The following is a 22,114-nucleotide window of genomic DNA, read 5'->3' on the forward strand; positions in this document are numbered from 1 at the left end:
GCCCGCCTCCAAACCGTTACTAACCTTGCCCATAGTTCGTAGAACGAGGGGTTGACCAGGGATGACAGTCAGAACACGCGGGTTCGGCCTCGGCTTCAGCATCGCGCTCACCCTGGCCTCAGCCTTGTTGTGGGGAGTGGCCCACCTGGCCGCCGACCGCCGGAAGACCGGCTTCGCCCTCATGGTGACGTACGTGCTGATGCTCGCGTCGATCCTCACCGTGCTCACCGTGTTCAGCAGCAGACTGCTCTCGCTGGCCGTCCAGCCCGCCTGGCTCACCGCTCTCACCATCATGGTGGCCACGCTCGGGGTCGTCTGGACGGGCGTGATCATCTGGTCGTACCTGCTCGTACGTCCGGCGCCCGCGAACCGCGTGGGCCGCGCGGTGACCACCGTCCTGACCATCGCCCTGTGCGGGCTCATCCTGGCCCCGGCCGTGTACGCGGCCCGCGTGGCCTACGTGTCGCGGGACGTGGTCAACACCCTGTTCACCGCCAACGTCTCCCCCATCGTGTCGCAGGACCCGTGGAACGGCGCGAGGCGGATCAACCTCCTGCTCCTCGGCGGCGACGCCGCCCCCGGCCGTCCCGGTGTGCGTACCGACAGCATCACCGTGGCCAGCGTCGACGTCGCCACCGGAGCGACGACCCTGCTCGGCCTGCCACGCAACCTGCAGCGGGTACGCCTGCCGGAAGGCCCGCCCAGGGACCGCTTCCCTGACGGCTTCACCGGCGCGGGCCCCGACACTCCGGGCCTGCTCAACGAGGTCTTCCAGTACGCCGAGGACTATCCCGAGATGGAGCCGGGCGTACGCAAGGGGCAGCGCGGCCCGGCCCTGCTCAAGAAGACGATCAGCGAGATCCTCGGCATCCCCGTCACCTATTACGCCCTGGTCGACATGAGGGGCTTCGCGCAGATCATCGATGCGATGGGCGGCGTGACGGTCACCATCAAGTACCCGATCGTCTACGGCAAGTACCGCGAGGGCCTGCTGAGCCCCGGCACCCGCAAGCTCTCGGGTCAGGAAGCGCTCTGGTTCGGCCGCTCGCGTACGGACAGCGACGACTACGTGCGCATGGGCCGCCAGAAATGCCTGCTCAACGCCGTCGCCAAGCAGGCCGACCCGGTGACCGTGCTGAACAGTTTCGAGAAGCTGGCCGCGGCGACGAAGCGTGCGATCTCCACCGACATCCCGCAGAACGTCCTGCCCGACCTGGTGGACCTGGCGCAGAAGGTGAAGGACCACAAGATCAGGAGCCTGAACTTCGTACCGCCGCTGATCGACACCGTCTATCCCGACTGGACCCTGATCAGGCACAAGGTCTCCCAGGCCCTGTCCGAGCAGAGCTCGCCCACCCAGCACCCACAGGCCGCCCCGCAGACGGCGAACCCCGAGAACCCGATCACCCTCGACTCGGCCTGCCGTTAGCGACCCGCCGTCAGCCACCTGCCGCTCAGGCGCGTGCCATCAGGCGCGTCCGGCATCAGCCGCGCCTGAGCAGCAGCGTCACAAACCCGAGCAGGTCACGGTATCCGTCGAGCCACATCTTCCGGTGCTCCAGCGCCGCGGCCATCGCGGCGTCACCGTCGTCGCCGGGATGGCGCAGCGCCCAGTCGATGAGCGTCCCGGTCCACGACCACTCGTAGTCGTACCACTCGCCCCGCTCGCTGACGTGGGCGTACACGGTGTGAAATCCGGCCGACTCGGCCTGTGCCACGGTGCCCGGCAGGTCCGCGTACTCGCCGATCTCCGCCTCGATCTCCCGACCCGGCGGCCGCTCCCAGAACCCCTCACCCACCAGCGCCAGCCCGCCGGGAGCGAGCAGGCCGCCGATCGCCTCCATCGACGGCGTCAGCCCGCCGAACGCGTGCGTGGCACCGACGCACAGCACCAGGTCGTACGGCTCAGCTGCGGCAAAGGCGGTCGCGGAGCCATGATGCAGGGTCAGCCGGTCCGCCACCCCGGCCTCCGCCGCCATCCGGCGGGCGTCGGCGAAGCCCGCGTCGGCCAGGTCCACACCGTCGGCGGTGGCGTCGCCGTACAGCTCAAGAAGCCGAACACTCCAGACCGCCGCACCGCACCCCAGGTCCAGGATCCGCGCGCCGTTCGGCAGCTTTGCCCGGCGCAGCAAGCGGATCAGGTTCGCCTCGCTGATCGGGGAGGCGATCGGGTGGTCGGCGTGCGCGATATGGCTGATCAGTTGTCTCTCCATACGGACAGATCCTAGTTATCCCCCTATACCAACTTGACGTGTCGGGATTTGGAGAGTTTCATATGCACATAGCCGACTTATTAAGTAGGAAATAGGGAGTAGGGCATGAACGCTCGCAGGGTGCTAGCCGCTCTGGCCGCAACCGCACTCACCGCGCTCGTGGCGGCCTGCGGGAGCAGCGCCTCTCCCAGCGGCGCGGCGAAGGAACTGCGCCTCGGCTACTTCCCGAACATCACCCACGCCACCGCCCTGGTCGGCGTCGAGAAGGGCTTCTACGCCAAGCACCTCGGCGTACCGGTGAAGACCAGCACGTTCAACGCCGGCCCGGCCGCGATCGAGGCGGTCTTCTCCGGCGCCGTCGACGCCACCTACATCGGCCCGAATCCGGCGATCAACGCCTGGGAGAAGTCCAAGGGCAAGGCCATCAACATCGTCGCGGGCGCCGCGTCCGGCGGTGTGTACCTGGTCGTCAAGCCCGGGATCAACTCGGCCGCGGACCTCAAGGGCAAGAAGATCGCCACGCCGCAGCTCGGCAACACGCAGGACGTCGCGCTGCGCTACTGGCTGGAGAGCAAGGGGCTCAAGACCGACACCAAGGGCGGCGGCGACGTCCACATCGTGCCCCAGGAGAACGCGCAGACGCTGCAGACGTTCGCGACCGGTGACATCGACGGCGCCTGGGTGCCCGAGCCGTTCGCCAGCCGCCTGGTCATCGAGAGCAAGGGCAAGATCCTTCAGGACGAGCGCGACCTCTGGCCGAACAAGCAGTTCGTGATCACCCACCTCATCGTCCGCCAGGACTGGGCCAAGGCCAACCCCGACCTGCTCAAGAAGCTGCTCGAGGCACACGTCGAGGCCACGAAGTACCTCAACGACGACCCCGCCGCGGCCGCGCAGACCGTCAACGCCGCGATCGAGAAGCTCACCCAGAAGCCGCTCAAGCCCGAGGTGCTGCAGAGCGCGTTCAAGAACATCACGTTCACGAACGACCCCATCGCCTCCTCCCTCACCGGCAGCGCGGACCACGCCGTCAAGGTCGGGCTGCTCAAGCCGGTGGACCTGAACGGCATCTACAACCTGAAGCCACTCAACGAGGTGCTGGCCGCGCAGGGTCAGCAGTCGATTTCGGACAGGTGACGCACATGACGACGCAGGTGGTCGATCGTACGGCGGCGGTCCGGCTGGAGGCCGTCTCCAAGGTCTACGGTCACGGCGGCAACGGGCTGCTCGCCCTCGACAAGGTCTCACTGTCGGTACGGCCCGGCGAGTTCGTCTGCCTCCTGGGCGCCTCCGGCTGCGGCAAGAGCACGCTGCTCTCGCTGGTCGCCGGGCTCGACCGGCCGACACAGGGGGAGATCTCCACGACCGGGCGACGGGTCGCGATGATGTTCCAGGAGCCGGCGCTGTTTCCGTGGCTCACGGTCTCGGCCAACGTCGAGATGGCCTTCCGCGGCGAGGGTCTGGCCAAACACGAGCGTCGTACGAGGGCGGCCGAGTTCCTTGAGATGGTGCATCTAGGTGGGTTCGGGAAGAAGCGCCCGCATGAGCTGTCCGGCGGCATGCGCCAGCGTGTCGCCCTGGCCCGCGCGCTCGCCCAGTCATCCTCATCCTCGTCGACGGACGGCGCGGTGCTGCTGATGGACGAGCCGTTCGGGGCGCTCGACGCGATGACCCGCGACCTGCTGCACGACGAGCTCGAACGGATCTGGCGGGAGCGGGCGCTGTCCGTCCTGTTCGTCACGCACAACGTCCGCGAGGCCGTCCGGCTCGGCGACAAAGTCGTGCTGCTCAGCAGCCGTCCCGGCAGCGTGGTCGAGGAGTTCCCCGTCGAGCTCGCCCGGCCCCGCCGCACCGACTCCGCGGAGGTCGCCGAGCTGGCCGCGAAGATCACCGACCGGCTGAAGGAAGAGGTCATCCGCCATGGCCACTGACGACTGGGCCGCTCGACGCAGGACCGCTCAAGGCAGGGAGGCGAACGATGGCCGTTGACACGCACGCGCGGCAGCTCGCCGGGCTCGACGCGCTGGAGCTGGCCAGTGAGCAGCGTGCCGGAGTGGCGTCCCGGATCTGGGCGAGGCTCTGGCCGATGCTGACCGCGGTCGCGCTGGTGCTGGTCGCCTGGGAGCTGGTCGTGCTGAGCGGCCGCTGGCCCGAATACGTCTTCGCCGGACCGATCACTACCTTCCAGGACCTCGGGCACCGCCTCGGCGACCCCGAGTTCTACCAGGCCGTGGCGACCACCATGCGTCGGGCCGTCACCGGCTTCGCGCTGGCCGTGCTCGTGGGCCTGGTCGTCGGCGCGGCCGTGTCGCGGGTGAAGGTGCTGCGGGCCGCCTTCGGCGCGCTGATCACCGGCCTGCAGACCATGCCGTCGATCGCCTGGTTCCCGTTCGCGATCCTGCTGTTCGGGCTGACCGAGAGCGCCATCACTTTTGTGGTGATCCTGGGTGCCGCCCCGTCGATCGCCAACGGCCTGATCACCGGTGTCGACTACACGCCTCCGCTGCTGCTGCGGGCCGGGCACGTGCTCGGGTTCCGGCGATTGCAGCTCTACCGGCACGTGATCCTGCCCGCGTCGCTGCCGTCGTTCCTGGCCGGGCTGAAGCAGGGGTGGGCGTTCGCCTGGCGCTCGCTGATGGCCGGCGAACTGCTCGTCATCATCGCGTACCAGTCGTCACTCGGCGAGCAGCTGGCGATCTCACGGGAACTGTCCGACTCGCCGGGACTGATCGGCACGATGATCGTGATCCTGGTGATCGGCATCGTGATCGACATGCTGTTCGAGGCCGCCGACAGCGCCCTACGGCGGCGCTGGGGCCTCAATCCGGTGTGATGCGGGTCTCCGCGCGAACCGATTACGCGCTGCGGGCGGTCACCGAATTAGCGGCGGCACCGCCGGGACCGGTGCCGGCCGAACGCATCGCCTCGGCCCAGAACATCCCGCGCCGCTTCCTCGACAACATCCTGCTGCAGCTCAGGCGGGCCGGACTCATCCACAGCCTGCGCGGCCCTGACGGCGGCTACTGGCTGGCCCGCCCGGCGGACGACATCACGCTCGCCGACGTGATCGCGGTCATCGAGGGCAAGCCCGAGTATCCCGCGCACGGCGGCTACCCGGGCGTCGCGGGCCCGCTGGCCGACGTCTGGAGCGCGCTGCGCGAGCACGAGGAACGCCTGCTCACGGAGGTCACGTTCGCGCAGATCGTCTCCAGCGACTCCGCCACCCGCCCCAGCACCCGCTAGTCAGGTCTTATGCGGTGCTGGACACGGCAGTCGATCTGTCGGCGATGTGATGCCGCTGGTGCCCAGGCGTTTCAGGGAATGCGCATGTCAGGATTCGACTGGGACATGCACGTATCAATGCCCTGGTTGTAGGGCGTGTCTGGGTTGAACAGGGCGTAGGAGTACGAACAGCAGGGATTGTGGCATTCCCCTTCGGTCGGGTAGTCGGCACCGAACAGGGCCTCGACGCCGACCGCCTCATACGGCCCCGACGGCAGCTTCGGCACCTTGTCGAAGAAGTTCACCAGCCGGAACGTCTGCACGCGCAGGCCGTTGTAGTAGTCCTTGAAATTCGACTCCCCGACCTTGGGGCTGGCCTGGTTGCAATGCAGGATCTTCGCGACGGATATTCCCGCCGAGCAGGCCAGCGGAACGAGCAGGGTCGCCAGGGTCGAGCCGAGGCTGTGCCCGGTCACGATGAGCCTTGCGCCGCTCTCGGCGATCTGCGACAACTCGGCCGCGAAGGCGCCCTGGTCGAAACCGTTGAAGACGTCGTTGAACCCTTTCTCCACCTGGGTGTTCCTGATGGGCGTGCTCGTCGGCGGGTCATAGGGCACCAAATCGGTCTTGCCGTCCATGATGAAGTCGTCGTCCGTCTGGGACCCGCGAAAGGCCAGGAACACGGTGCTGCTGTCAGGCCCGTAGGCGAAGATCGCGAAGGGCTCCGCGATCTTCTTGACGACCGGGGTAAAACTGCTCCAGAACGGGCCGCGGAACCTCCACTGGTCAAGCGGGAACGCCGGGCCGGTGATAGGGCAGCTGTCCGAGGGCGTCCAGGAGAACGTGGGAGCACTCGGCTTGCCCGCGGCCTTCCATTGCTCACACATCTCGCAGGCTACGTTGACGACGAAAGAACAGGTTCGGGCGATGTCCAGGTCATAGCCGGGAGGAACCTTGAGTGGCATCTCGTTTCCGTTGGGCACCGGTGCTCCTTGGTGATGTCGGAACGGTCGATTGCGATCGCCGTGAACCTAACCACCCCGGTTCAGCGCTACTCATGAGTGCATAGGTTTTGGGCTTATCCATGCCATGTCCATCCAGACCGACAACCCGATGGGTGTCACTCCTCGTCAGCCAGACAGCTCCCACAACTGGATGATCTTGTCTTCCGCGACGGTGGCGAACAGGTGCCCGTCGGGGCTGAAGGCCGCCGCGGTGGACCACTGGCCGTGCGGGATCCGCAGGATCTCCCATACCTCCGTACCGTCCCCAACGTCCCAGAGCCGGACGTCGGAACCGTAGCCGGCGGCGGCCAGCAGAGTGCCGTCAGGGCTGAACGCGACGCGCCGGGCCTGCTCGCGCAGCGTGACGAGGGCCGCGCCGGAGCCGGCGTCCCAGACGCGGGTGGCGTCGGAGCCCGCGGTGGCCAGCAGGCCCCCGTCGGGGCTGAACGCCACGTCACGCGTCCACGAGAACAGTTCGGTATCCGATTCGTGCAGCCGCAGCAGCGCTATGCCGGTCTCCGAGTCCCAGATCTCCGCCTCCCAGGTCCGGTCGCGTCCCCAGGAACTGGAGGAGGCGGTGGCCAGGCGGGTTCCGTCGGGGCTGAAGGCGAGGCCGGGAGGGCCGCCGAGGTGCGCGATGCGCAGGAGTTCGGTGCCGTCCGTCACGTCCCAGATGCGAGTGGCGGCCTCGGTGTCGCTGACGGCCAGGCGGGCGCTGTCAGGGCTGAAGGCCATCGCCTGTACGCGGCCGTCGTTGCCGAGCTCCACGAGCTCGGCGCCGGTGGCGAGGTCGGCGATCCAGATCTTGCCGGCGATGGCGTCGAAGTCCCTGAGGTCCAGGCGTTCCCTGGTGAAGGCGATCAGCCGGCCGTCGGGACTGATCGCCGTTATCGGTCCCGTGTCCAGCAGGCGGGCGATCAGGCGGCCGCTGTGACGGAAGACGCGCTCGGGGCTGCCGGTCAGGTCCGCCAGGGTGGTCGTGCCCTCGCCGGTCCAGGTCAGGCGGGTGCCGTCCGGGCTGAACGCGAGGTTGTGGACCTTTCGAGGGGTCTCGATCGTACGCAAGGGCACGGGGGTGACCACCCGACCGGCGCGGCGGGGCACGGGCGGACGGGGCGTGATGGCCTGCCGGGGGGCGGTAACCGGCGTCCCACGCCCGGCGAGATGGTCGTGGAACTCGGCGTGCCGGAACTGGTAGAGCGGCCCGACCGCACGCAGCAACCCGAGGCGGTGCGCGTCGTCCAGGAACGCCATCAACCGCCGCGGCAGCCGCCCCCGCCGTGCCAGGCGGAAGGCGGCCAGCTCGTAGACCGGCCAGGCGTGGTGCTTCCCTGACACGAGCCCGGACGTCATGCCGGCCATGGCCGCGACCAGGGTCGCGACCGCTATCTCGGCCGCGGATCCGCGCGTCGCCCCGATCAGGGCCGCGCCGATGATCGCGCCGAGCGCCCCTCCGGCGAGCAGTCGTACGAGGTTGAGCCTGCGGTCCGCGCGCCAGCTCGTGAGCGGCGTGCTGGCCTGCCCGTCCATCACCGGATTCTCGGCCCACTCGGCCACCGCGTCCGTCATGAAGACGAGCGCCATCGCCGGCCCGAACACCACCGCCACGATGAAGGCCCCCACCAGCCCGTCTGTGACCGCGTCGCCCGCGATGAGATTGACCACCGCCTGCACGACGCCGCCCACCAGCGCGGACCCAAGCGCTATCCCGCTCGCGATCGAGAAGCCGGCCAGCAGCTTGTTGAGCAGTGAGAAGATCCGCCGCCTGATCCGCAGGTCGGCGTAACCGGGCCGGTCACGCGCCCAAGACGGGTCGCCGGACCTTTCCCGATACATGGTGATGATCCCCAGGCCGCCGACGAGGTACCACCATGTGAAGTCGTCCAGCGCCAGTGTGGCGAGCACCCCTCCCCAGGCCACGCTCGCCACCAGCACCAGGAACATGACTCCCGGCCCTGGGGGCGGCCGGTGCATGGTCAAGGCCGCGAGCCGCCACCAGGCGAAGTCCCTGACCCCGATGCTCTTGCCGCCCAGAGGTACGGCCTCGGCCTCGACGGGGGTGCGGTCGAGCAGCGCGGCCAGGTAGCTGAGCCATTGGGTGACCTGTTCGGGCCGGTAGACGCGGCTGGGCCGGAACAGGTCGGCCTCGTTCTTCTGTGCGGGAGGCCGGGCCTCGATGAGCGCCGGGACGAGCCGGTCGAACAGATGGGCGCGCAGCTCGGCCGCGGTGGCGAAGCGGGCGGGGTCGAGCAGCCGGGACGGATCGGCGGCCGGTCCGTAGACGGTGCGCAGCAGCCACAGCCCCAACGGGCTGGACACGGTCTCGGAGAGCGGCGTCGGCCCGTCGTCGCGCAGCCGGCCGAGCAGACGTGCCCAGCCGGGATTCGGGGTGGTCCGGGCGAGGATGCCGTCCAGGTAGTCGGCGGCGGCAGCGGCCGACATGGGCTCCGCCTCGACCACGGCGGCCCGGCCCAGCGCCTGCGCGGCGGCGGTGTACTCGGCGGTACGGCTGGTGAGGACGAGCTGGGTCTCCGCGGGCAGCCCCTGGTTCAGCTCGGCCAGTGCCCCGGGTAACGAGGCGGCCGGCATCTCGTCCAGCCCGTCGAGGACCGGCACGATCTTGCCGTCGCGGAAGAGCCGGCGCGCCACGTCCTTGCCGTACGCGGGCAGCGCCTGATAGGTCTGCTCCAGCTGGTCGACCAGCCAATCCTCGAAGTACGGATACGCCTTGACGTCCCAGCCGTTCATCGTCAGCAACACCGGTACTGAGCCGTCCTGGCTCTTCAGCAACTCGCGTACGAGCTGGATCGCCAGCGTCGTCTTGCCGGCGCCGGGTCCGCCCAGCACGACCAGGCGGCGGCCCGACACGCGGAACCGGTCGGCCAGCTCCTGGATCTGATCACCCGATCCCGACCAGGTGATCTCCCCTCCGATGCGCGGGCCGTCGATGAAGCGCACCTTGTCGCGCAGGTTCCACCGTACGGGCATCGGGTCCAGCCCCAGCCCCAGCACCCGGGTGGCCTCGTTGCGCCACTGGTCGTTCACCAACGCCCTGAGCTGGGCGAGCGCGGGCTCCACCGGCGTGACCTCGGCGACCTTCCTCGCGCCAAGTGCGCCCATCACGACGACCAGGCCGAACAGGCCGGTCAGGCCCCAGGTGAGCGGCTTCCACCACCACGCGTCCACTTCGACGGTGCCGGTCGCCATGTTGCTCACCAGGCCCAGCGCGACGCCCGCGGCCGCCAGCGTGACCCGCGACACCGCCCCACGACCCTTCATGTGCACAAGGATCAGGGCTGGAGCCCGCCTGGATCAACAGAGTCCAGTACTCCTGTGAGGTGCCTGGCCGTCGGCCGGCGACACCGTGCCTCGGCCGGCCACCATCGCGACGATCACCTGGCCGGTCGCAGCGCCGCACATCAGAATGATCGGTGCGTGCCACCCGGAACTGACGCTGTGGAGCAGCCCGAAAATCACCGGTCCGGCGGCGGCCAGCAGGTAACCGATCGACTGCGCCATCGCTGACAACGCGCCCGCCATGGTCGCGTCCTTGGCACGCAGGCTGAGGAAGGCCAGGGCGAGCACCAGGCAGGCTCCGCCACCCAGCCCGAGAACGACGCTCCACAGCAACGCCCACCCCGGCGCCACCAGAAGTCCCAGGTAGCCGACGAGCAAAACGACCGAGCTCACCGTCGCCACCGCGCGTTGGTCACGTGCCCACCGCAGCGCGGCGGGCACCGCCAGGCTGGTCAACACCGCGACCGCCTGGAACACGAACAGCAGCCATCCCGCCGCGACCGCATTTACTCCGCTGTCCTGGAATACCTGCGGCAACCACGTTACGACGACATAGAAGCCCAGCGACTGCAGCCCCATGAACGCCGTGACCGCCCACGCCAGCGCCGATCCCCATGGCAACCGGTGCCCGCGAATCGCCTCCGAGGCAGGCCGCCGCGAAGTCCTCACCTGTGGGAACCACAGCACGACAGCCACCAGCGCGAGCACGATCCAGCAACCCAACGCGGTGTACCAGCCGCCAGGGGCGACCTGGCTGATCGGCACCGCCACCCCGGAGGCCACCGCGGCGACGGCCCCCATCACAGTGGCGTACGCGCTGGTCAGCAGTCCCACTTTGAGGGGAAAGTCGCGCTTGATCAGGCTCGGCAGCAGCACGTTGCCCACGGCGATGCCCGCCCCGATCAGCACGGTTCCCGCGAACAGCCCGATCGCCGTCGGTACCCACCGGACCGCGATCCCGAGCGTCAGCACCACGAGCGCACCCCAGAGGAGCCGCTCGGGTCCCCACCTCGCCGCCAGTCGCGGAACCATCGGCGATACCGCGGCGAACGCCAGCAACGGCAGCGTGCTCAGCAGCCCCGCCACGGCCGGAGCCAACTCCAGATCGGCCTGTACGCGATCCAGCAACGGCCCGACACCGGTCAAGCTCGGCCGTAGGTTCGCCGCTACCACCAGCAACCCCCACACCAGTAGGGCCTGCCCGGTCGACCGCCTGGAATCTAGTGGGAACGTCGGCATGGCGTTGACCTCTCATGCATAATACGGAATAAGGAATCCGGATTCCGCATGAAGTCTAGGCAGAGGATCGTTTGGGATGTCAACTCCGCAGACCCGCCGCAAGACGCGTACCGACGCCGAGCGCAATCGAGATCGCGTCCTGGAGGCGGCTCGCGCGCTGTTCGCCGAGTCCGGCTACGACGTGCAGATGTCGGAGATCGCACGGGCGGCGGGCGTCGGCATCGGGACCCTCTACCGCAAGTTCCCGACCCGAGAGGCCCTGATCGAGGCCATCGCCGAGCACCGGGCCGCCGACCTCATCGCCACCGCCCGCCGGCTCGCCGACACGGACGATCCGGCTCAAGGCTTGGCCAGGTTCCTGCGCCATGTGGGCGAGGTGCTGGCCGGTGATCGCGGCATGTCCGAGGTCATCGAGAAGGCCATGGGCTCGACCGAGCCGCGCGACAAGACCCGCGAGGCGCTGCTCGCCATCGTCGCGGAGCTGATCGACCGGGCGCGGGCGCGCGGCACGGTCGGGCAGGACGTGACGGCCGGGGACGTCAACATGGTCATCTGTGGCTTGGCAGCGGTCATCCGCAACGCCGCGGGCGATTGGCGGCGGTACATCGAGGTCGCCCTCGACGGCCTCCGTCCCCGCTGAAACGACGGTGGTGCGGGAACGGCGTGCCGCGCCAGGGCGCCCTGGCCAGGTCAGCACCAACCGAAGGCACCAACCGGGTCAATGCGGCACCGAACTGTCAGTACCGTTGGTGTCCGCTTGGCTGAAGCAGGGAGTTAAACATGCAGGACATTGTTGTCGACCCTGTCGCCCATAATCGGGCAGCCTGGGACAAGTATGTCCATGAGGGCAACGAGTGGTCGAGGCCGGTGAGTACTGAGGATGTCGAACGCGCCCGCACGGGCGACTGGTCGATCGTTCTCATCGGGCATGAGCCGGTCGACCGCTCCTGGCTGCCGGCGGACATGACCGGCAAGGACGTGTTGTGCCTGGCCTCCGGCGGTGGCCAGCAGGGTCCGATCCTCGCTGCCGCAGGGGCGCGGGTCACCGTGTTCGACAACTCGCCCCGCCAGCTCGGCCAGGACCAGATGGTGGCGGCGCGCGACGGACTCGAGCTGCGCACCGTCCTAGGCGACATGCGCGACCTCAGCGCCTTCGGCGACGCAACATTCGACGTCGTATTCCACCCGGTATCCAACGTATTCGTACCAGACTTGGCCCCAATGTGGCGTGAGTGCTTCCGCGTCCTGCGGCCGGGCGGAACTCTGCTCGTGGGCTTCCTCAACCCTGATGTGTACTTGTTCGACCACGAGGCGCTCGACGAGCGCGGCGAGCTGGTCGTCGTGCACAAGCTGCCCTACAGCGATGTCACGCAGTACTCCGCCGAGGAACGCGCCACGAAGTTCGGCGCGGATGCCCCTCTTGAATACAGTCACACCCTCACCGACCAGATCGGCGGGCAACTCGCCGCAGGGTTCGTCGTCACCCGCTTCGCAGAAGCACCGCACCAATCCAACGCATCCGCTCACTACATGTCGCACTATTTTGCGACGCTGGCGGTCAAGCCGGGCTGACCCAGCCGCGGACCGGCCGAGACGGCCGTGTCTCCGAACGGCCAAGTGGAGCGCTGTGCCAGCCCGACCCCCCTAACCTCGCTGAGCCGTATTCCCCCGAAGACGATCCGGGCTGCCCGTCGCGGTGGACGGTGCCGTGTCCGTGCAGTCGTCACGATCCATCACGTCACACCGGTGATGGCCCGCCTTTCCAGGTCGATGATCGCGGCGAAGTCGGCGGGGTCGAGGTGGTGATTGCAGAGAATGGCCGAGGTCCAGTTCATTGGGAATTCCCGCTCACGTAGAGGGCGGTGCAGGCCGGGTTGAGCAGCTTGTGGCTCAGCAGAGCATGCGCGAAACGGACCAGGTCAGGTGCCGCGGAGAAGCCATTCCCGCCTCCTGTGCCGATGTAGCTGCGCGCACGTCGTGGCGGTTGGTTCGCGGCCATGAAGGTGATCGAACTCGGCGGCCTGTTTCCCGGCCGTTTCCAGGCCCTGTGACACCGGCGAAAAGCCGGGCGCGGGCCTCAGATCGTCTCGTCCAAGTTCGCGGCGTAGTACGAGATGGCCCTGGCGTAGCCGCCCGCCCGGTCGGACTCGGCGACGACCGTGAGCAGCGTACTGACGGCCTCGCGGGCCTGGCCGGCGTTGTAGAGCGCCATAGCCCTGAACGTCCGCAACCCCGCGTCGCCGGGGAACTCCGCCAACCCGCGCTCGAACGTCGCCAGCGACTCCGCCACCCGCCCCAGTACCCGGTAGGTGCTGCCCAGGCCGAGGAAGGCGCCCAGCCGGTCTTCGGCGTTCAGCCCGTCACCCGCCAGCGCGCGCACATAGAACGGCACCGCCTCGGCCTCCAGGCCGAGCGCGTCGTGCACCCACGCGGTCTGGTAGGCGACCTCAGCGTCATCGGGATGCCGCGCGGCCAGCGCCACCAGCAGTTCCCGGGCCTCGTCCCGCTTGCCCGCCGCACGCAACCCCACGGCCCGCGCCAGCTCGTCGTCCCGCTCGCCCGTCTCGCGCAACCCCGCGACCTGTGCCAATTCATCGTCATGCACGCACTCAGTGTGGCATGATGAGCGCGACATAAAACGGTAACGGTTTTCATAATCATCATTGGGAGGGTGCTTATGAAAGTGGCGTTCGTCGGCAAGGGCGGCAGCGGCAAGACGACGATGTCGGCGCTGTTCGCGAGATACCTGGCGAGCCAGGGCGGCCCGGTGGTCATCGTGGACGCCGACATCAACCAGCACCTGGCGCTGGTGCTGGGCGTCGAGGAGCCGCCGGAGGCGCTGGGCTCCCGGCTCACCGAGATCAAGGAGCTGCTGCGCGGCGACAATCCGCGCATCCCCTCCGCCCAGGCCATGGTCAAGACGACCCCGCCGGGCCGCGGCTCCCGGTTGCTGAGCTTCAAGGACCTGGCGACCAGCGAGTTCGCGGTCACCACGCCCGAGGGCATGCGGCTGATGGCCACCGGCCCCTTCAGCGAGGACGACCTGGGCGTGGCCTGCTACCACTCCAAGGTCGGGGCCGTCGAGCTGCTGCTCAACCACCTGGTCGACGGCGCTGGCGAATACGTGGTGGTCGACATGACCGCCGGGTCCGACTCCTTCGCCTCCGGCCTGTTCACCCGCTTCGACCTGACGTTCCTCGTCGCGGAGCCGACCAGGCAGGGTGTCAGCGTCTACCGGCAATACCGTGACTACGCCGCCGACTACGACGTGCCGCTGGCCGTGATCGGCAACAAGGTGCACGGCCCGTCCGACGTCGACTTCCTGCACGGCCAGGTGGGTGACGACCTGCTCACGTGGATGGAGCACTCCTCCGCCGTACGCGCGATGGAGCAGGGCCACCGCTTCTCCCTCGACGACCTCGAGCCCGCCAACGCCGACGCGCTGGCCATCCTGCGCAAGCACCTCGACGCGCAGGACAAGGACTGGGCCCGCTTCGGCCGCCAGACCGAGGAGTTCCACCTGCGCAACGCCCGTTCCTGGGCCAACGCCAAGACCGGCCTCGACCTGGCCGACCAGATCGACCCGGAGTTCGTCTACGGCGGCCGGCCGACCACATGACTGTCCCCTCCGGTCATCTGGAAGCTCGTACCGAGCCCGCCTAGCGTTCGCATCAATCCCCGTTGAGAGGAGACAGCATGTCGCTGACCGTTCCGAACGATCTACTCGATCAGGCCAGAGCCGGCGAGGTCGACGACGCGGCGTTCATCGTCTGCGTCCGCGAATCCCTGCCGTACGCCTGGTCGGTGATCAGCGAGCTGGTCCAGCACCGTGACAGGACCGGCGCCGACTTCGCCGACAACCAGGTGCCGCCGCCGTCCGAGGAGGCCCGCGGCCAGCTCCTGCGCTGCCTGGCCAGTGACGCGATGCGGGGGGCGCTGGAGCGCCACTTCGGCGTCCGCCTGGCCTTCCAGAACTGCCACCGGGTGGCGGTGTTCGCTCCGTCGGCCGCGGACGCTTGGCGAGAGTTCGTCACGCCGCGCGCACAGATCCTCAACCAGAAACCCGAGCTGGTGGACTGCTGATTCCCCCCTGTGGCGGGCCGGTTCTCCCGGCCCGCCACTTTCCATTTGCGCCTGGATGATGACCTCGTGCGCCTTGCTGGTGACCTCGTACCGAGCCAAGGCCGATACGAGCCACCAGCCTGATCCGCCGGGAAGGACGAGGACACGCGCACCGGTCGCCGACAGGCGCAATGGTCAACGGTACGGAACCGGAGCGGAAGAGGAACGGAAGAGCGGCCCCATAACCTCCTCCCTCATCGGCCGTGGCCAAATAGGAGAAGCGATGCCCGAGTGTGTGAGTGTCGTGACGACGCCAGTGGTCATGAGGCGGCGCGACGCCCAGCTCAGAGGAATTGCGGCTCGTGTGATCGGCTGACCAGATCAGCATTTCGGGTGAATATTACCCTCGAATTCATCGCAGCAGGCGACGCAGGCTCGTGGTCGGAACACCGCTGCCGAACGACCATCAAACGCTGAGCTTGCCATCCGCCGTGCCCGCATTGTCAGTCATAGAATCGGAGCTCACGTGAATAAGATCGTCCCCGCAGCACTTTTCGGCTCGCGGGCGAAGAGAAAACCCGCCGCGAACACACGAGAGCAGGAAGTTCGCACAGCGAAGCGCGGTACGCGGAAGAGGATGCCATGGCTCGGCGCTGCGGCACTGGTATCCGGCATGGTGTTAGTCTCACCGGCCGTCGCGATGGCCGACACGGATCCACCCGCGGGCTACGCCGGTGTGGTCGGGACCACGCTGACTATCGATGGAAGTTACGGAGCCAACCGCATCACCATCACCCCGGCCGCCTACGGCCGGGTGCGTGTCGCCGATGAGAACTACCCGATAATGCCGCTCGGCGACTGCATCGCCATCACCGCTAACGAAGTTGAATGCGGGCGGAGCGGCACTCCCACGGGATTGGACGTCGACGGCCACGAAGGCGCCGATACGATCATCAACCTGCTGCCCACGAGCAGCAAGACGCACGCCCGCCTTTACGGCGGCTCCGGGAACGACGTCATATACGGCGGCCCCGGAGTGCAGTGGATCACTGGTGGTCTCAGCCCGGACGACGTCCGCACGAGCCAAGGTAAGCCCGACAATGGCAACGACCAGCTCTTCGGCGGCTGCGCGCAGGAATGCGCGGACGGTGGCGACCTCCTGGAGGGCTCGGACGGCAACGACAGCCTGACCGGAGGCCCGGGCGACGACGATCTGCGAGGCGGAGTCGGCATCGACACTTACGCCGGCGGCAGCGGTCAGGACGTGGTGAGCTACGCGGACAAGGGGGAGCCGGTGAAGGCATCTCTGAATGGCGTCGCCGACGACGGCATCGCGGGCGAACAGGAAAACATCCCGAACGATGTGGAAGATATTTACGGCGGATACAAGGCCGACGTCCTCGTCGGCAACGACGAGGACAACACGCTGAACGGCGGCCCCGGCAGTGGGGGCGACGTAATATACGGCCACGGGGGCAGCGACTGGCTTTACGGCGGCGCGGGCGCGGACAAGCTCTACGGCGACTACAACGATTCCGGCATGATATACGGCAACGACTATTTGTACGGCGGCGCGGACGGCGACCGGCTTGTCGGCGACAGAGGCATCGACCACGCCCGCGAATACACCTACGACACGGGCACCGATACCTGCCAGTCGGTCGAGTACGAAGATCAGGACAAATGCGAGGCCAAGCTGTCTTAGCCCCCTGGCGCCGTGGTCGTTGGCGCCGTTACTTTCGACTCCGGCTTGGGCGCCGGCGACGTGGTGGCAGGTTTCGCTGAGGAGAACCTTGAAGCGGTTCCGCATCAGCTCGCTGCCTTTAACCGCCCAGCTGGCAGCCACGTCGTAGGAGAAACCAGCCGGTATCAGCCCGGCGGCAGTCCCTCACTGCCCTAGGTGAGGGACTGCCGCCGTTTGATCACCTGCTGTCCTGCCAGTTCTTCTTACTTGATCTTGAGGGCCGGCGTACGCCGCTCACAACGGTCACCCCAGCATCCCCGGAATCGTCGCCGTCCGCGACAGCAAGGACCGCGGCGGCCCCCTACTCACCTTCACGCCCGGCGAGTGGAGGGCCTTCCTGGGCGGCGTCAAGGACGGCGAGTTCGACCAACCAGGCTGACCATCCGTCCCCGGCAAATCGGTTTCATTCTGGCAACCAGTCCAGGAACTGCCCGTGTGGTCCGGTGAAAGCGACCGGCTCTTCGTCCAGGGCCAGGACGAACGCGCTACGGTCGGTCGATGGGCTCCGGGTCAGCCGGGCGGCCACGCCAGGCAATACGGTGGGCGCCTCGTTGGAGATCCACCGAGCGGGCAAGCCACGCATCGTCTCGGCGAACCGATCGCGTTGGTCCTGCGGCAAGTAGGCCAGAACCGCGCTGTGGAACACGACCAGCGTGGCGTCCGGCGGGGCCTGTCCAGCCAGGTCGGCGATGGTGGCATTCAGATCACCCTGCACGAGGTGGGGCGGTTCGGCGCGCGCGATCTGAGTCGCGGCGCGTAGCCGTATCAGCCGATCTTGCTGCTCGGGCCAGACCAGCGCCTCCAGCCAGCGCAGCTGATCGGCATCAGCGACGTCGAGAGGGTTCAGGTCGATCCCGGCTCGCCACACCACCGACGGCACCTGCTGCGGGATCGGTACCGGTCCGCTGGTCTGGCAGGTCAGCATGACTGGGCTGACTGGACCCAGGGCGGGTCGGTCATCGAAGCGGTAGGTGTAACGGTCCGGGTAAAGGCACAATCCGGCCGAGGCGCCGACCTCGATCAATGCCAGTGGCTGCGGCAGGCGCGCCAGCAGCGGCAGCAGCGTCGCACACCGGCCAGGCTCATTGGTTTGGGTACGGCGGGCCAGCATCTCTGAGCTGACCTCCGCCCAGTGCTCGAGCACCCAAATGCGAAACGCCCCATAGTCATGCACCGGACCGCCGAAGAACCGGACCGCGCCGAACAGGAGGTTGGGTTGTCGTTTGGCCGTGGGCAGCGTGTCGACCAGGGCCAGAATTTCGGCGTCGGCGCCGACGCCCATGCATAGCTGCTCGTAGCTGGGCGAGTGGCCCCGAGCCTCCATCTCCCCGAACTTTCGGTACCGCTCCGCCGTACTCGTTTCGCCCATCCCGTGCACGATGATCCACCCTCCCCTTGGGACGGACAGCCTTCCACACGATTAATTGAAACCGGCGATCGAGGGCGGATCGAGCCGCCGTCAGCGCCACGACTCTTCAGGGGTGCCGGTTCGCCGGTTGTGGTGATCCACCAGCCTGGACAGCAGTTCGGTCAACTGCCCCCGCTCCTCGGGTGACAGCGGAGCCAGCAGCTCTTCCTGGATTTCGGCCAGCCGCTTCTCCAGCCGCCGCAGTTGCCGCTTGCCCGCCGCAGTCAGCGAGACGATGTTGCGCCGCCGGTCGAAGGGGTCCGGGGCGCGCTCGACCAGTCCGCCGTCGGCGAGTTCGTTGATCGCCGCGACCATGTCGCTCAGGTGGATGCCGCTACGGCGGCCCAGCGCGGCCTGGCTGGCCGGGCCGGACTGCTCCAGGGTCGCCAGCAGGCGGTAGTGGTATCCGCGGGCGCCGACGGCCGAGAACCCGTCGCCCACCAAGCGGTGCGCGTGGTTGGCGGTCTGGCTGAGCAGCCAGCTGGGCAGGCCCCGCCATCGGGCGGGCGTCTCCTCGGACGGGTTCTCCATGTGACAAGTCTAACGAATCGTTCGGAGCACTAATGATTATGCTATCGTTCGGGACGTAAACGTTAGTCGCCCGAACGTTTGGCGGCCGAATTGACCTACTTGGAGCTGAGACCATGATCAAGCCGTTCCGCATCGACATCCCCCAAGTCGACCTCGACGACCTGACCGACCGGCTCGCCCGTACCCGCTGGCCCAACGAGGTAGCCGACGCCGGGTGGGACTACGGCTTCCCGCTGGCGCGGCTCAAGGAGCTCGCCGAACACTGGCGGACCAAGTACGACTGGCGCGAGCACGAAGCCGAGCTCAACAAGCTCCCGCACTTCACCACCGAGATCGAGGGCCAGAACATCCACTTCGTCCACGTCCGGTCCGCGAAGCCGGACGCGCTCGCGCTGATCCTCACCCACGGCTGGCCCGGCTCGTTCCTGGAGTTCCTCGACGTGATCGAGCCGCTGTCGCGCGACTTCCACCTGGTGATCCCCTCCATCCCGGGGTACGGCTTCTCCGGGCCGACCCACGAGCGCGGCTGGGATGCCGTACGGATCGCGCGGGCCTGGGCCGAGCTCATGCGCCGTCTCGGGTACGAGCGCTACGGTGCGCAGGGCGGCGACTTCGGCGCGGGCATCTCCCTGGCGCTCGGCGCGGTGGCGCCCGAGCAGGTCGTCGGCGTGCACATCAACTACCTGCCGACCCGGCCGGACCCGGATGCCGGCATCGAACTGTCCGCAACGGATGAAGCTCGGCTGGACAAGGTCAGACAGCTGATGGCGAACCGGCCGCCGTACCAGGCGCTGCAGGCCCTCACCCCCCAGACCATCGGCTACGCGCTGACCGACTCACCGGTCGGCCAGCTGGTCTGGATCGCCGAGCGCTTCGCGCAGTGGACCGACCCCCGCTCGCAGATCAGCGACGACCGGATGCTCACCGACATCTCGCTGTACTGGCTGACCGCCACCGCGGCTTCGTCAGGGCGGCTGCACCACGATGTTCCGCGGGGGCAGACCGCGCCGTGCCAGGTGCCGGTCGGCGTGGCGGTGCTCCCGCACGACATCACGCAGTCGGTGCGACCGCTGGCCGAGCGGCTGTACGACATCAGGCACTGGTCGGAGTTCGAGCGTGGCGGCCACTTCGCCGCGATGGAGGTGCCGGAACTGCTCGCCGAAGACGTCCGGGACTTCTTCCTGACCCGCGTCGAGTAGGGCTATCGACTCGCCACCGCTAGTCCTACGGCCAGAACCCGGGTCCGGTCAAGGTCATCGTACGGAGCAGGCGGTCGAGCCGGCGCAGACCAGGCGGCCCGGCACTCAGCCCGCTTCGTCAAACAGCCCTTGGAGGGTCTGGGTGGTGGCCGCGCGGGTGAGCCAGGTTTCGAGTTGGGCGAGGTCTGTGCAGGTGGTGATCTGGGTGCGAATGTCGTCGGGGACGGTGAAGTCGCGGGCGGCGAGCACGAGCAGCACCGATCTGGCGGCCTCTTCCGCTTTGCCCGCTGTCCAGCCTTCGGCCATGCCTTCGGCAATGCCGTCTGCTTTGCCGCGGCCGTAGTGTTCGCGGGCGAAGGGGCTGTAGACCGGCCATGTTGGGGACGCGGACTTCATGATCTCCTCCATGAGGTGGCGGATCTCGGGCGCGGACATGTCGTAAGCGTATTCATAGTAATCCGGAGCGTGTTCGTCGGTCACGTCCGGCAGCGCGGCGGTGAACGCCTCGATGACCTTGCGGTCGCGGCCGTGGACCATGACCGACATGGCGGCAAGGTCCAGGCGGGCGGCGGCCTCTTGGGGGTCGGTGATGGCCGGGATGCCGTCCGGCCCCAGCACCCAGGGCCGCAGGCGGTAGCCGGTCAGCCCGGACTCGATCGGCTGCGCGTAGTGCTCGGCGACTTTGCGGTCGGGGCAGATGACCAGGACCGAGACGTCACAGCCCAGCATGAGCCACAGGGCGGCGGCGTAGCGGGCGAGCTGCCGGGGATCCTTGGACTTGTCCTGCTGGATCTCCACGATGATGGCGTGGGCGGGCGTTTGTGGTGGGCCCAGCACGAGGACCAGGTCGGCCTCGATGTCGTCGGAAGGGCGGGTGTTGAAGGTGCTCGTCTCCCGCCGGATCAGCGGAGTGGCGGGCAGGTCCGCCCCCAGGAAATCACACAGGATCTCCACCGCCAGTTGAGGGCGGTCGGCGAACAGCTTGATGAGGGTGTCATGTCGGGGGGACGGCATGTCGCTCATTGTTACATCACGAGCGCGTAAAGTGACGATCATTTACTCATCTTCGGCCTGGCGCCTGCCCGGACGTCAAGGCACCACAGTGCGTCGGCCATCCCCACAAGCTAGAAGAGACACTGGCGGGCCGACATTGCCGTTTCGCTCAGCCGGTGACCTGCGGTAACACCTCTGCCCCGAGGCGGCGGATGTTCTCCAGAGTGCGCTGATGGTCGCCCATCCCCTCGACCATGAGGATGAGGTGCTGGATTCCCGTGGCTTCCGAGGTGCGCAGGATGGACTCCACGCAGTGCGCCGGTGAGCCGACCGGGTGGACGCGGGTCAGGAAGTCTGCGTATACCGAAATATCCCGTGATGGTGGCTCTCTGTGGTCCACCGGTACGTAGCCGGCCAGGCCGGGCGTCAGCCAGCGCGGCAGGGACTCCTTCAGGTCGTTTCGGGCTTCGGCGGTGGAGTTCGCCACGTGGGCGACGGCCGCTGCCATGTGGGCTTGAGGCGTTCCCCCGTGAGAGGCGTACATGGCGATCATCGAGCTCTTCTGCCGGTCGTCGATGTGCATGCCGAGCAGCATCGGCAGGCCGCGCCTCGCGGCCAGTGCCACGGTCGGCGGTGAGGTGCAGGCCAGGACCGGGCGCAGCCTGGCCGGCGGGACCAGCGGCACTTCACGGAAGCTGAAGAACTCCCCCGCCGCCGACACCCGCTCTCCGGAGAGCCCGGCGAGCAGTACGTCCAGCGCCTCCTCGAAGCCCTGCTCGAAGCGCTCCAGCCCGGTGCCGAACACCTCCAGGTCCACCCACGGGCCACCCCTCCCGACGCCCAGCGTGAAGCGGCCGTCCGACAGGTGGTGCAGCATGGCCGCCTGTTCGGCCAGGGCGATCGGGTGCTGGGTGGACAGTACGCTCACGGCGGTGCCGAGGCCGATGCGGCTGGTCCTGCCGATCGCCACAGCGGCCAGTGTGGTGGCCGAAGGACAGACGCCGTAGGACATGAAGTGGTGCTCGGCGATCCAGGCATCGGCGAACCCGGCCTCCTCGGCCGCCACGATCAGGTCGAGGGCGCTCGCCAGCACCCGCTCCGATTTCTGGCCCGGAAATCGGGCCACGATCAGAAAAATTCCGATTCGCATCCCATCGATGATGATGATTCCCGGCGCTCGGAACAACGCTCACCGAGGTCCG

At 68.0% G+C, this 22,114-nt stretch carries 21 protein-coding genes; 12 read left to right on the plus strand and 9 right to left on the minus strand.

Going from position 1 to position 22,114, the window contains the following annotated elements:
• Window positions 1–61: 61 nt before the first annotated feature.
• Window positions 62–1,429: an LCP family protein gene (locus tag ACQP2T_RS62545; protein WP_433514024.1), complete on the plus strand. Its 1,368-nt coding sequence runs from the start codon at window positions 62–64 to the stop codon at window positions 1,427–1,429.
• Between the two features lie 55 nt (window positions 1,430–1,484).
• Here ACQP2T_RS62545 and ACQP2T_RS62550 read toward each other — a convergent pair whose 3' ends face one another.
• Window positions 1,485–2,213, minus strand: a complete 729-nt coding sequence (locus ACQP2T_RS62550) for an SAM-dependent methyltransferase (RefSeq protein ID WP_433514025.1) — start codon at window positions 2,211–2,213, stop codon at window positions 1,485–1,487.
• A 105-nt stretch (window positions 2,214–2,318) separates the two neighbouring features.
• Between ACQP2T_RS62550 and ACQP2T_RS62555 the strand changes: the two genes are divergently transcribed.
• Genes ACQP2T_RS62555 through ACQP2T_RS62570 form a run of 4 tightly spaced genes read left to right on the plus strand, consistent with a single transcriptional unit; the run spans window position 2,319 to window position 5,456 of the window.
• A complete protein-coding gene (locus tag ACQP2T_RS62555) occupies window positions 2,319–3,350 on the plus strand; it encodes an ABC transporter substrate-binding protein (protein ID WP_433514026.1) in 1,032 nt (343 codons plus the stop codon).
• A gap of 5 nt (window positions 3,351–3,355) precedes the next feature.
• Entirely contained in the window at window positions 3,356–4,144 is a 789-nt protein-coding gene (locus ACQP2T_RS62560; protein WP_433514027.1) for an ABC transporter ATP-binding protein, read from the plus strand.
• A 47-nt stretch (window positions 4,145–4,191) separates the two neighbouring features.
• Window positions 4,192–5,046, plus strand: coding sequence for an ABC transporter permease (locus ACQP2T_RS62565; protein WP_433514028.1), 855 nt, complete (start codon window positions 4,192–4,194; stop codon window positions 5,044–5,046).
• Window positions 5,046–5,456 (plus strand): RrF2 family transcriptional regulator, encoded by a 411-nt coding sequence (locus tag ACQP2T_RS62570; protein ID WP_433514029.1) that lies wholly within the window; start codon window positions 5,046–5,048, stop codon window positions 5,454–5,456. The genes ACQP2T_RS62565 and ACQP2T_RS62570 overlap by 1 nt, the downstream gene beginning before the upstream one ends.
• Window positions 5,457–5,527: 71 nt before the next feature.
• Here ACQP2T_RS62570 and ACQP2T_RS62575 read toward each other — a convergent pair whose 3' ends face one another.
• From ACQP2T_RS62575 to ACQP2T_RS62585, 3 genes are all read right to left on the minus strand, one after another.
• Window positions 5,528–6,418: a lipase family protein gene (locus ACQP2T_RS62575; RefSeq protein WP_433514030.1), complete on the minus strand. Its 891-nt coding sequence runs from the start codon at window positions 6,416–6,418 to the stop codon at window positions 5,528–5,530.
• Between the two features lie 147 nt (window positions 6,419–6,565).
• Window positions 6,566–9,718 carry an NACHT domain-containing protein gene (locus ACQP2T_RS62580; protein ID WP_433514031.1) on the minus strand — a complete coding sequence of 1,051 codons (3,153 nt, stop codon included), beginning with the start codon at window positions 9,716–9,718 and terminating at the stop codon, window positions 6,566–6,568.
• 33 nt (window positions 9,719–9,751) lie between these two features.
• Window positions 9,752–10,975: an MFS transporter gene (locus tag ACQP2T_RS62585; protein WP_433514032.1), complete on the minus strand. Its 1,224-nt coding sequence runs from the start codon at window positions 10,973–10,975 to the stop codon at window positions 9,752–9,754.
• 76 nt (window positions 10,976–11,051) lie between these two features.
• Here ACQP2T_RS62585 and ACQP2T_RS62590 point away from each other — a divergent pair, with 76 nt between their 5' ends.
• Together ACQP2T_RS62590 and ACQP2T_RS62595 are read left to right on the plus strand one after the other, a co-directional pair.
• Window positions 11,052–11,615, plus strand: a complete 564-nt coding sequence (locus ACQP2T_RS62590; protein WP_433514033.1) for a TetR/AcrR family transcriptional regulator — start codon at window positions 11,052–11,054, stop codon at window positions 11,613–11,615.
• 140 nt (window positions 11,616–11,755) lie between these two features.
• Window positions 11,756–12,547: a class I SAM-dependent methyltransferase gene (locus ACQP2T_RS62595; RefSeq protein ID WP_433514034.1), complete on the plus strand. Its 792-nt coding sequence runs from the start codon at window positions 11,756–11,758 to the stop codon at window positions 12,545–12,547.
• A gap of 505 nt (window positions 12,548–13,052) precedes the next feature.
• Here the strand turns inward: ACQP2T_RS62595 and ACQP2T_RS62600 are convergent.
• Window positions 13,053–13,580 (minus strand): tetratricopeptide repeat protein, encoded by a 528-nt coding sequence (locus ACQP2T_RS62600; RefSeq protein WP_433514035.1) that lies wholly within the window; start codon window positions 13,578–13,580, stop codon window positions 13,053–13,055.
• 72 nt (window positions 13,581–13,652) lie between these two features.
• Here ACQP2T_RS62600 and ACQP2T_RS62605 point away from each other — a divergent pair, with 72 nt between their 5' ends.
• The 4 genes from ACQP2T_RS62605 (at window position 13,653) to ACQP2T_RS62620 (ending at window position 17,160) form a co-directional block, all read left to right on the plus strand.
• Window positions 13,653–14,594, plus strand: coding sequence for an ArsA-related P-loop ATPase (locus ACQP2T_RS62605; RefSeq protein WP_433519998.1), 942 nt, complete (start codon window positions 13,653–13,655; stop codon window positions 14,592–14,594).
• Window positions 14,595–14,671: 77 nt separating this feature from the next.
• Complete coding sequence (locus ACQP2T_RS62610; protein WP_433514036.1) at window positions 14,672–15,058, plus strand: SCO5389 family protein; 387 nt, start codon at window positions 14,672–14,674, stop codon at window positions 15,056–15,058.
• A 505-nt stretch (window positions 15,059–15,563) separates the two neighbouring features.
• The gene (locus ACQP2T_RS62615; protein ID WP_433514037.1) at window positions 15,564–16,742 is read left to right on the plus strand and encodes a calcium-binding protein; all 1,179 of its coding nucleotides are present in this window, start codon (window positions 15,564–15,566) and stop codon (window positions 16,740–16,742) included.
• A gap of 301 nt (window positions 16,743–17,043) precedes the next feature.
• The gene (locus ACQP2T_RS62620) at window positions 17,044–17,160 is read left to right on the plus strand and encodes a DUF397 domain-containing protein (RefSeq protein WP_433519999.1); all 117 of its coding nucleotides are present in this window, start codon (window positions 17,044–17,046) and stop codon (window positions 17,158–17,160) included.
• 24 nt (window positions 17,161–17,184) lie between these two features.
• Here the strand turns inward: ACQP2T_RS62620 and ACQP2T_RS62625 are convergent, their stop codons facing one another.
• The gene (locus tag ACQP2T_RS62625; protein WP_433514038.1) at window positions 17,185–18,150 is read right to left on the minus strand and encodes a DUF2332 domain-containing protein; all 966 of its coding nucleotides are present in this window, start codon (window positions 18,148–18,150) and stop codon (window positions 17,185–17,187) included.
• Between the two features lie 90 nt (window positions 18,151–18,240).
• On the minus strand, window positions 18,241–18,720 hold the full coding sequence (locus ACQP2T_RS62630) for a MarR family winged helix-turn-helix transcriptional regulator (protein ID WP_433514039.1): 480 nt from the start codon (window positions 18,718–18,720) through the stop codon (window positions 18,241–18,243).
• Window positions 18,721–18,833: 113 nt separating this feature from the next.
• Here ACQP2T_RS62630 and ACQP2T_RS62635 point away from each other — a divergent pair, with 113 nt between their 5' ends.
• A complete protein-coding gene (locus ACQP2T_RS62635; RefSeq protein ID WP_433514040.1) occupies window positions 18,834–19,919 on the plus strand; it encodes an epoxide hydrolase family protein in 1,086 nt (361 codons plus the stop codon).
• Window positions 19,920–20,024: 105 nt separating this feature from the next.
• On the opposite strand, the gene ACQP2T_RS62640 is transcribed toward ACQP2T_RS62635, so the two are convergent.
• Together ACQP2T_RS62640 and ACQP2T_RS62645 are read right to left on the minus strand one after the other, a co-directional pair.
• A complete protein-coding gene (locus ACQP2T_RS62640; protein ID WP_433514041.1) occupies window positions 20,025–20,933 on the minus strand; it encodes a hypothetical protein in 909 nt (302 codons plus the stop codon).
• Between the two features lie 148 nt (window positions 20,934–21,081).
• Window positions 21,082–22,062 (minus strand): LLM class flavin-dependent oxidoreductase, encoded by a 981-nt coding sequence (locus ACQP2T_RS62645; RefSeq protein ID WP_433514042.1) that lies wholly within the window; start codon window positions 22,060–22,062, stop codon window positions 21,082–21,084.
• Window positions 22,063–22,114 lie beyond the last annotated feature (52 nt).

The organism is Nonomuraea sp. CA-143628, from assembly GCF_050942315.1.
GTDB lineage: Bacteria > Actinomycetota > Actinomycetes > Streptosporangiales > Streptosporangiaceae > Nonomuraea.

Coding starts and splice junctions, on each gene's coding strand:
- ACQP2T_RS62630 (WP_433514039.1), bottom strand. CDS start 18,720: ATGGAGAACCCGTCCGAGGAGACGCCCGCCCGATGGCGGGGCCTGCCC.
- ACQP2T_RS62590 (WP_433514033.1), top strand. CDS start 11,052: ATGTCAACTCCGCAGACCCGCCGCAAGACGCGTACCGACGCCGAGCGC.
- ACQP2T_RS62550 (WP_433514025.1), bottom strand. CDS start 2,213: ATGGAGAGACAACTGATCAGCCATATCGCGCACGCCGACCACCCGATC.
- ACQP2T_RS62565 (WP_433514028.1), top strand. CDS start 4,192: ATGGCCGTTGACACGCACGCGCGGCAGCTCGCCGGGCTCGACGCGCTG.
- ACQP2T_RS62560 (WP_433514027.1), top strand. CDS start 3,356: ATGACGACGCAGGTGGTCGATCGTACGGCGGCGGTCCGGCTGGAGGCC.
- ACQP2T_RS62595 (WP_433514034.1), top strand. CDS start 11,756: ATGCAGGACATTGTTGTCGACCCTGTCGCCCATAATCGGGCAGCCTGG.
- ACQP2T_RS62545 (WP_433514024.1), top strand. CDS start 62: ATGACAGTCAGAACACGCGGGTTCGGCCTCGGCTTCAGCATCGCGCTC.
- ACQP2T_RS62640 (WP_433514041.1), bottom strand. CDS start 20,933: ATGCCGTCCCCCCGACATGACACCCTCATCAAGCTGTTCGCCGACCGC.
- ACQP2T_RS62580 (WP_433514031.1), bottom strand. CDS start 9,718: ATGAAGGGTCGTGGGGCGGTGTCGCGGGTCACGCTGGCGGCCGCGGGC.
- ACQP2T_RS62645 (WP_433514042.1), bottom strand. CDS start 22,062: ATGCGAATCGGAATTTTTCTGATCGTGGCCCGATTTCCGGGCCAGAAA.
- ACQP2T_RS62610 (WP_433514036.1), top strand. CDS start 14,672: ATGTCGCTGACCGTTCCGAACGATCTACTCGATCAGGCCAGAGCCGGC.
- ACQP2T_RS62625 (WP_433514038.1), bottom strand. CDS start 18,150: ATGGGCGAAACGAGTACGGCGGAGCGGTACCGAAAGTTCGGGGAGATG.
- ACQP2T_RS62555 (WP_433514026.1), top strand. CDS start 2,319: ATGAACGCTCGCAGGGTGCTAGCCGCTCTGGCCGCAACCGCACTCACC.
- ACQP2T_RS62585 (WP_433514032.1), bottom strand. CDS start 10,975: ATGCCGACGTTCCCACTAGATTCCAGGCGGTCGACCGGGCAGGCCCTA.
- ACQP2T_RS62635 (WP_433514040.1), top strand. CDS start 18,834: ATGATCAAGCCGTTCCGCATCGACATCCCCCAAGTCGACCTCGACGAC.
- ACQP2T_RS62605 (WP_433519998.1), top strand. CDS start 13,653: ATGAAAGTGGCGTTCGTCGGCAAGGGCGGCAGCGGCAAGACGACGATG.
- ACQP2T_RS62570 (WP_433514029.1), top strand. CDS start 5,046: ATGCGGGTCTCCGCGCGAACCGATTACGCGCTGCGGGCGGTCACCGAA.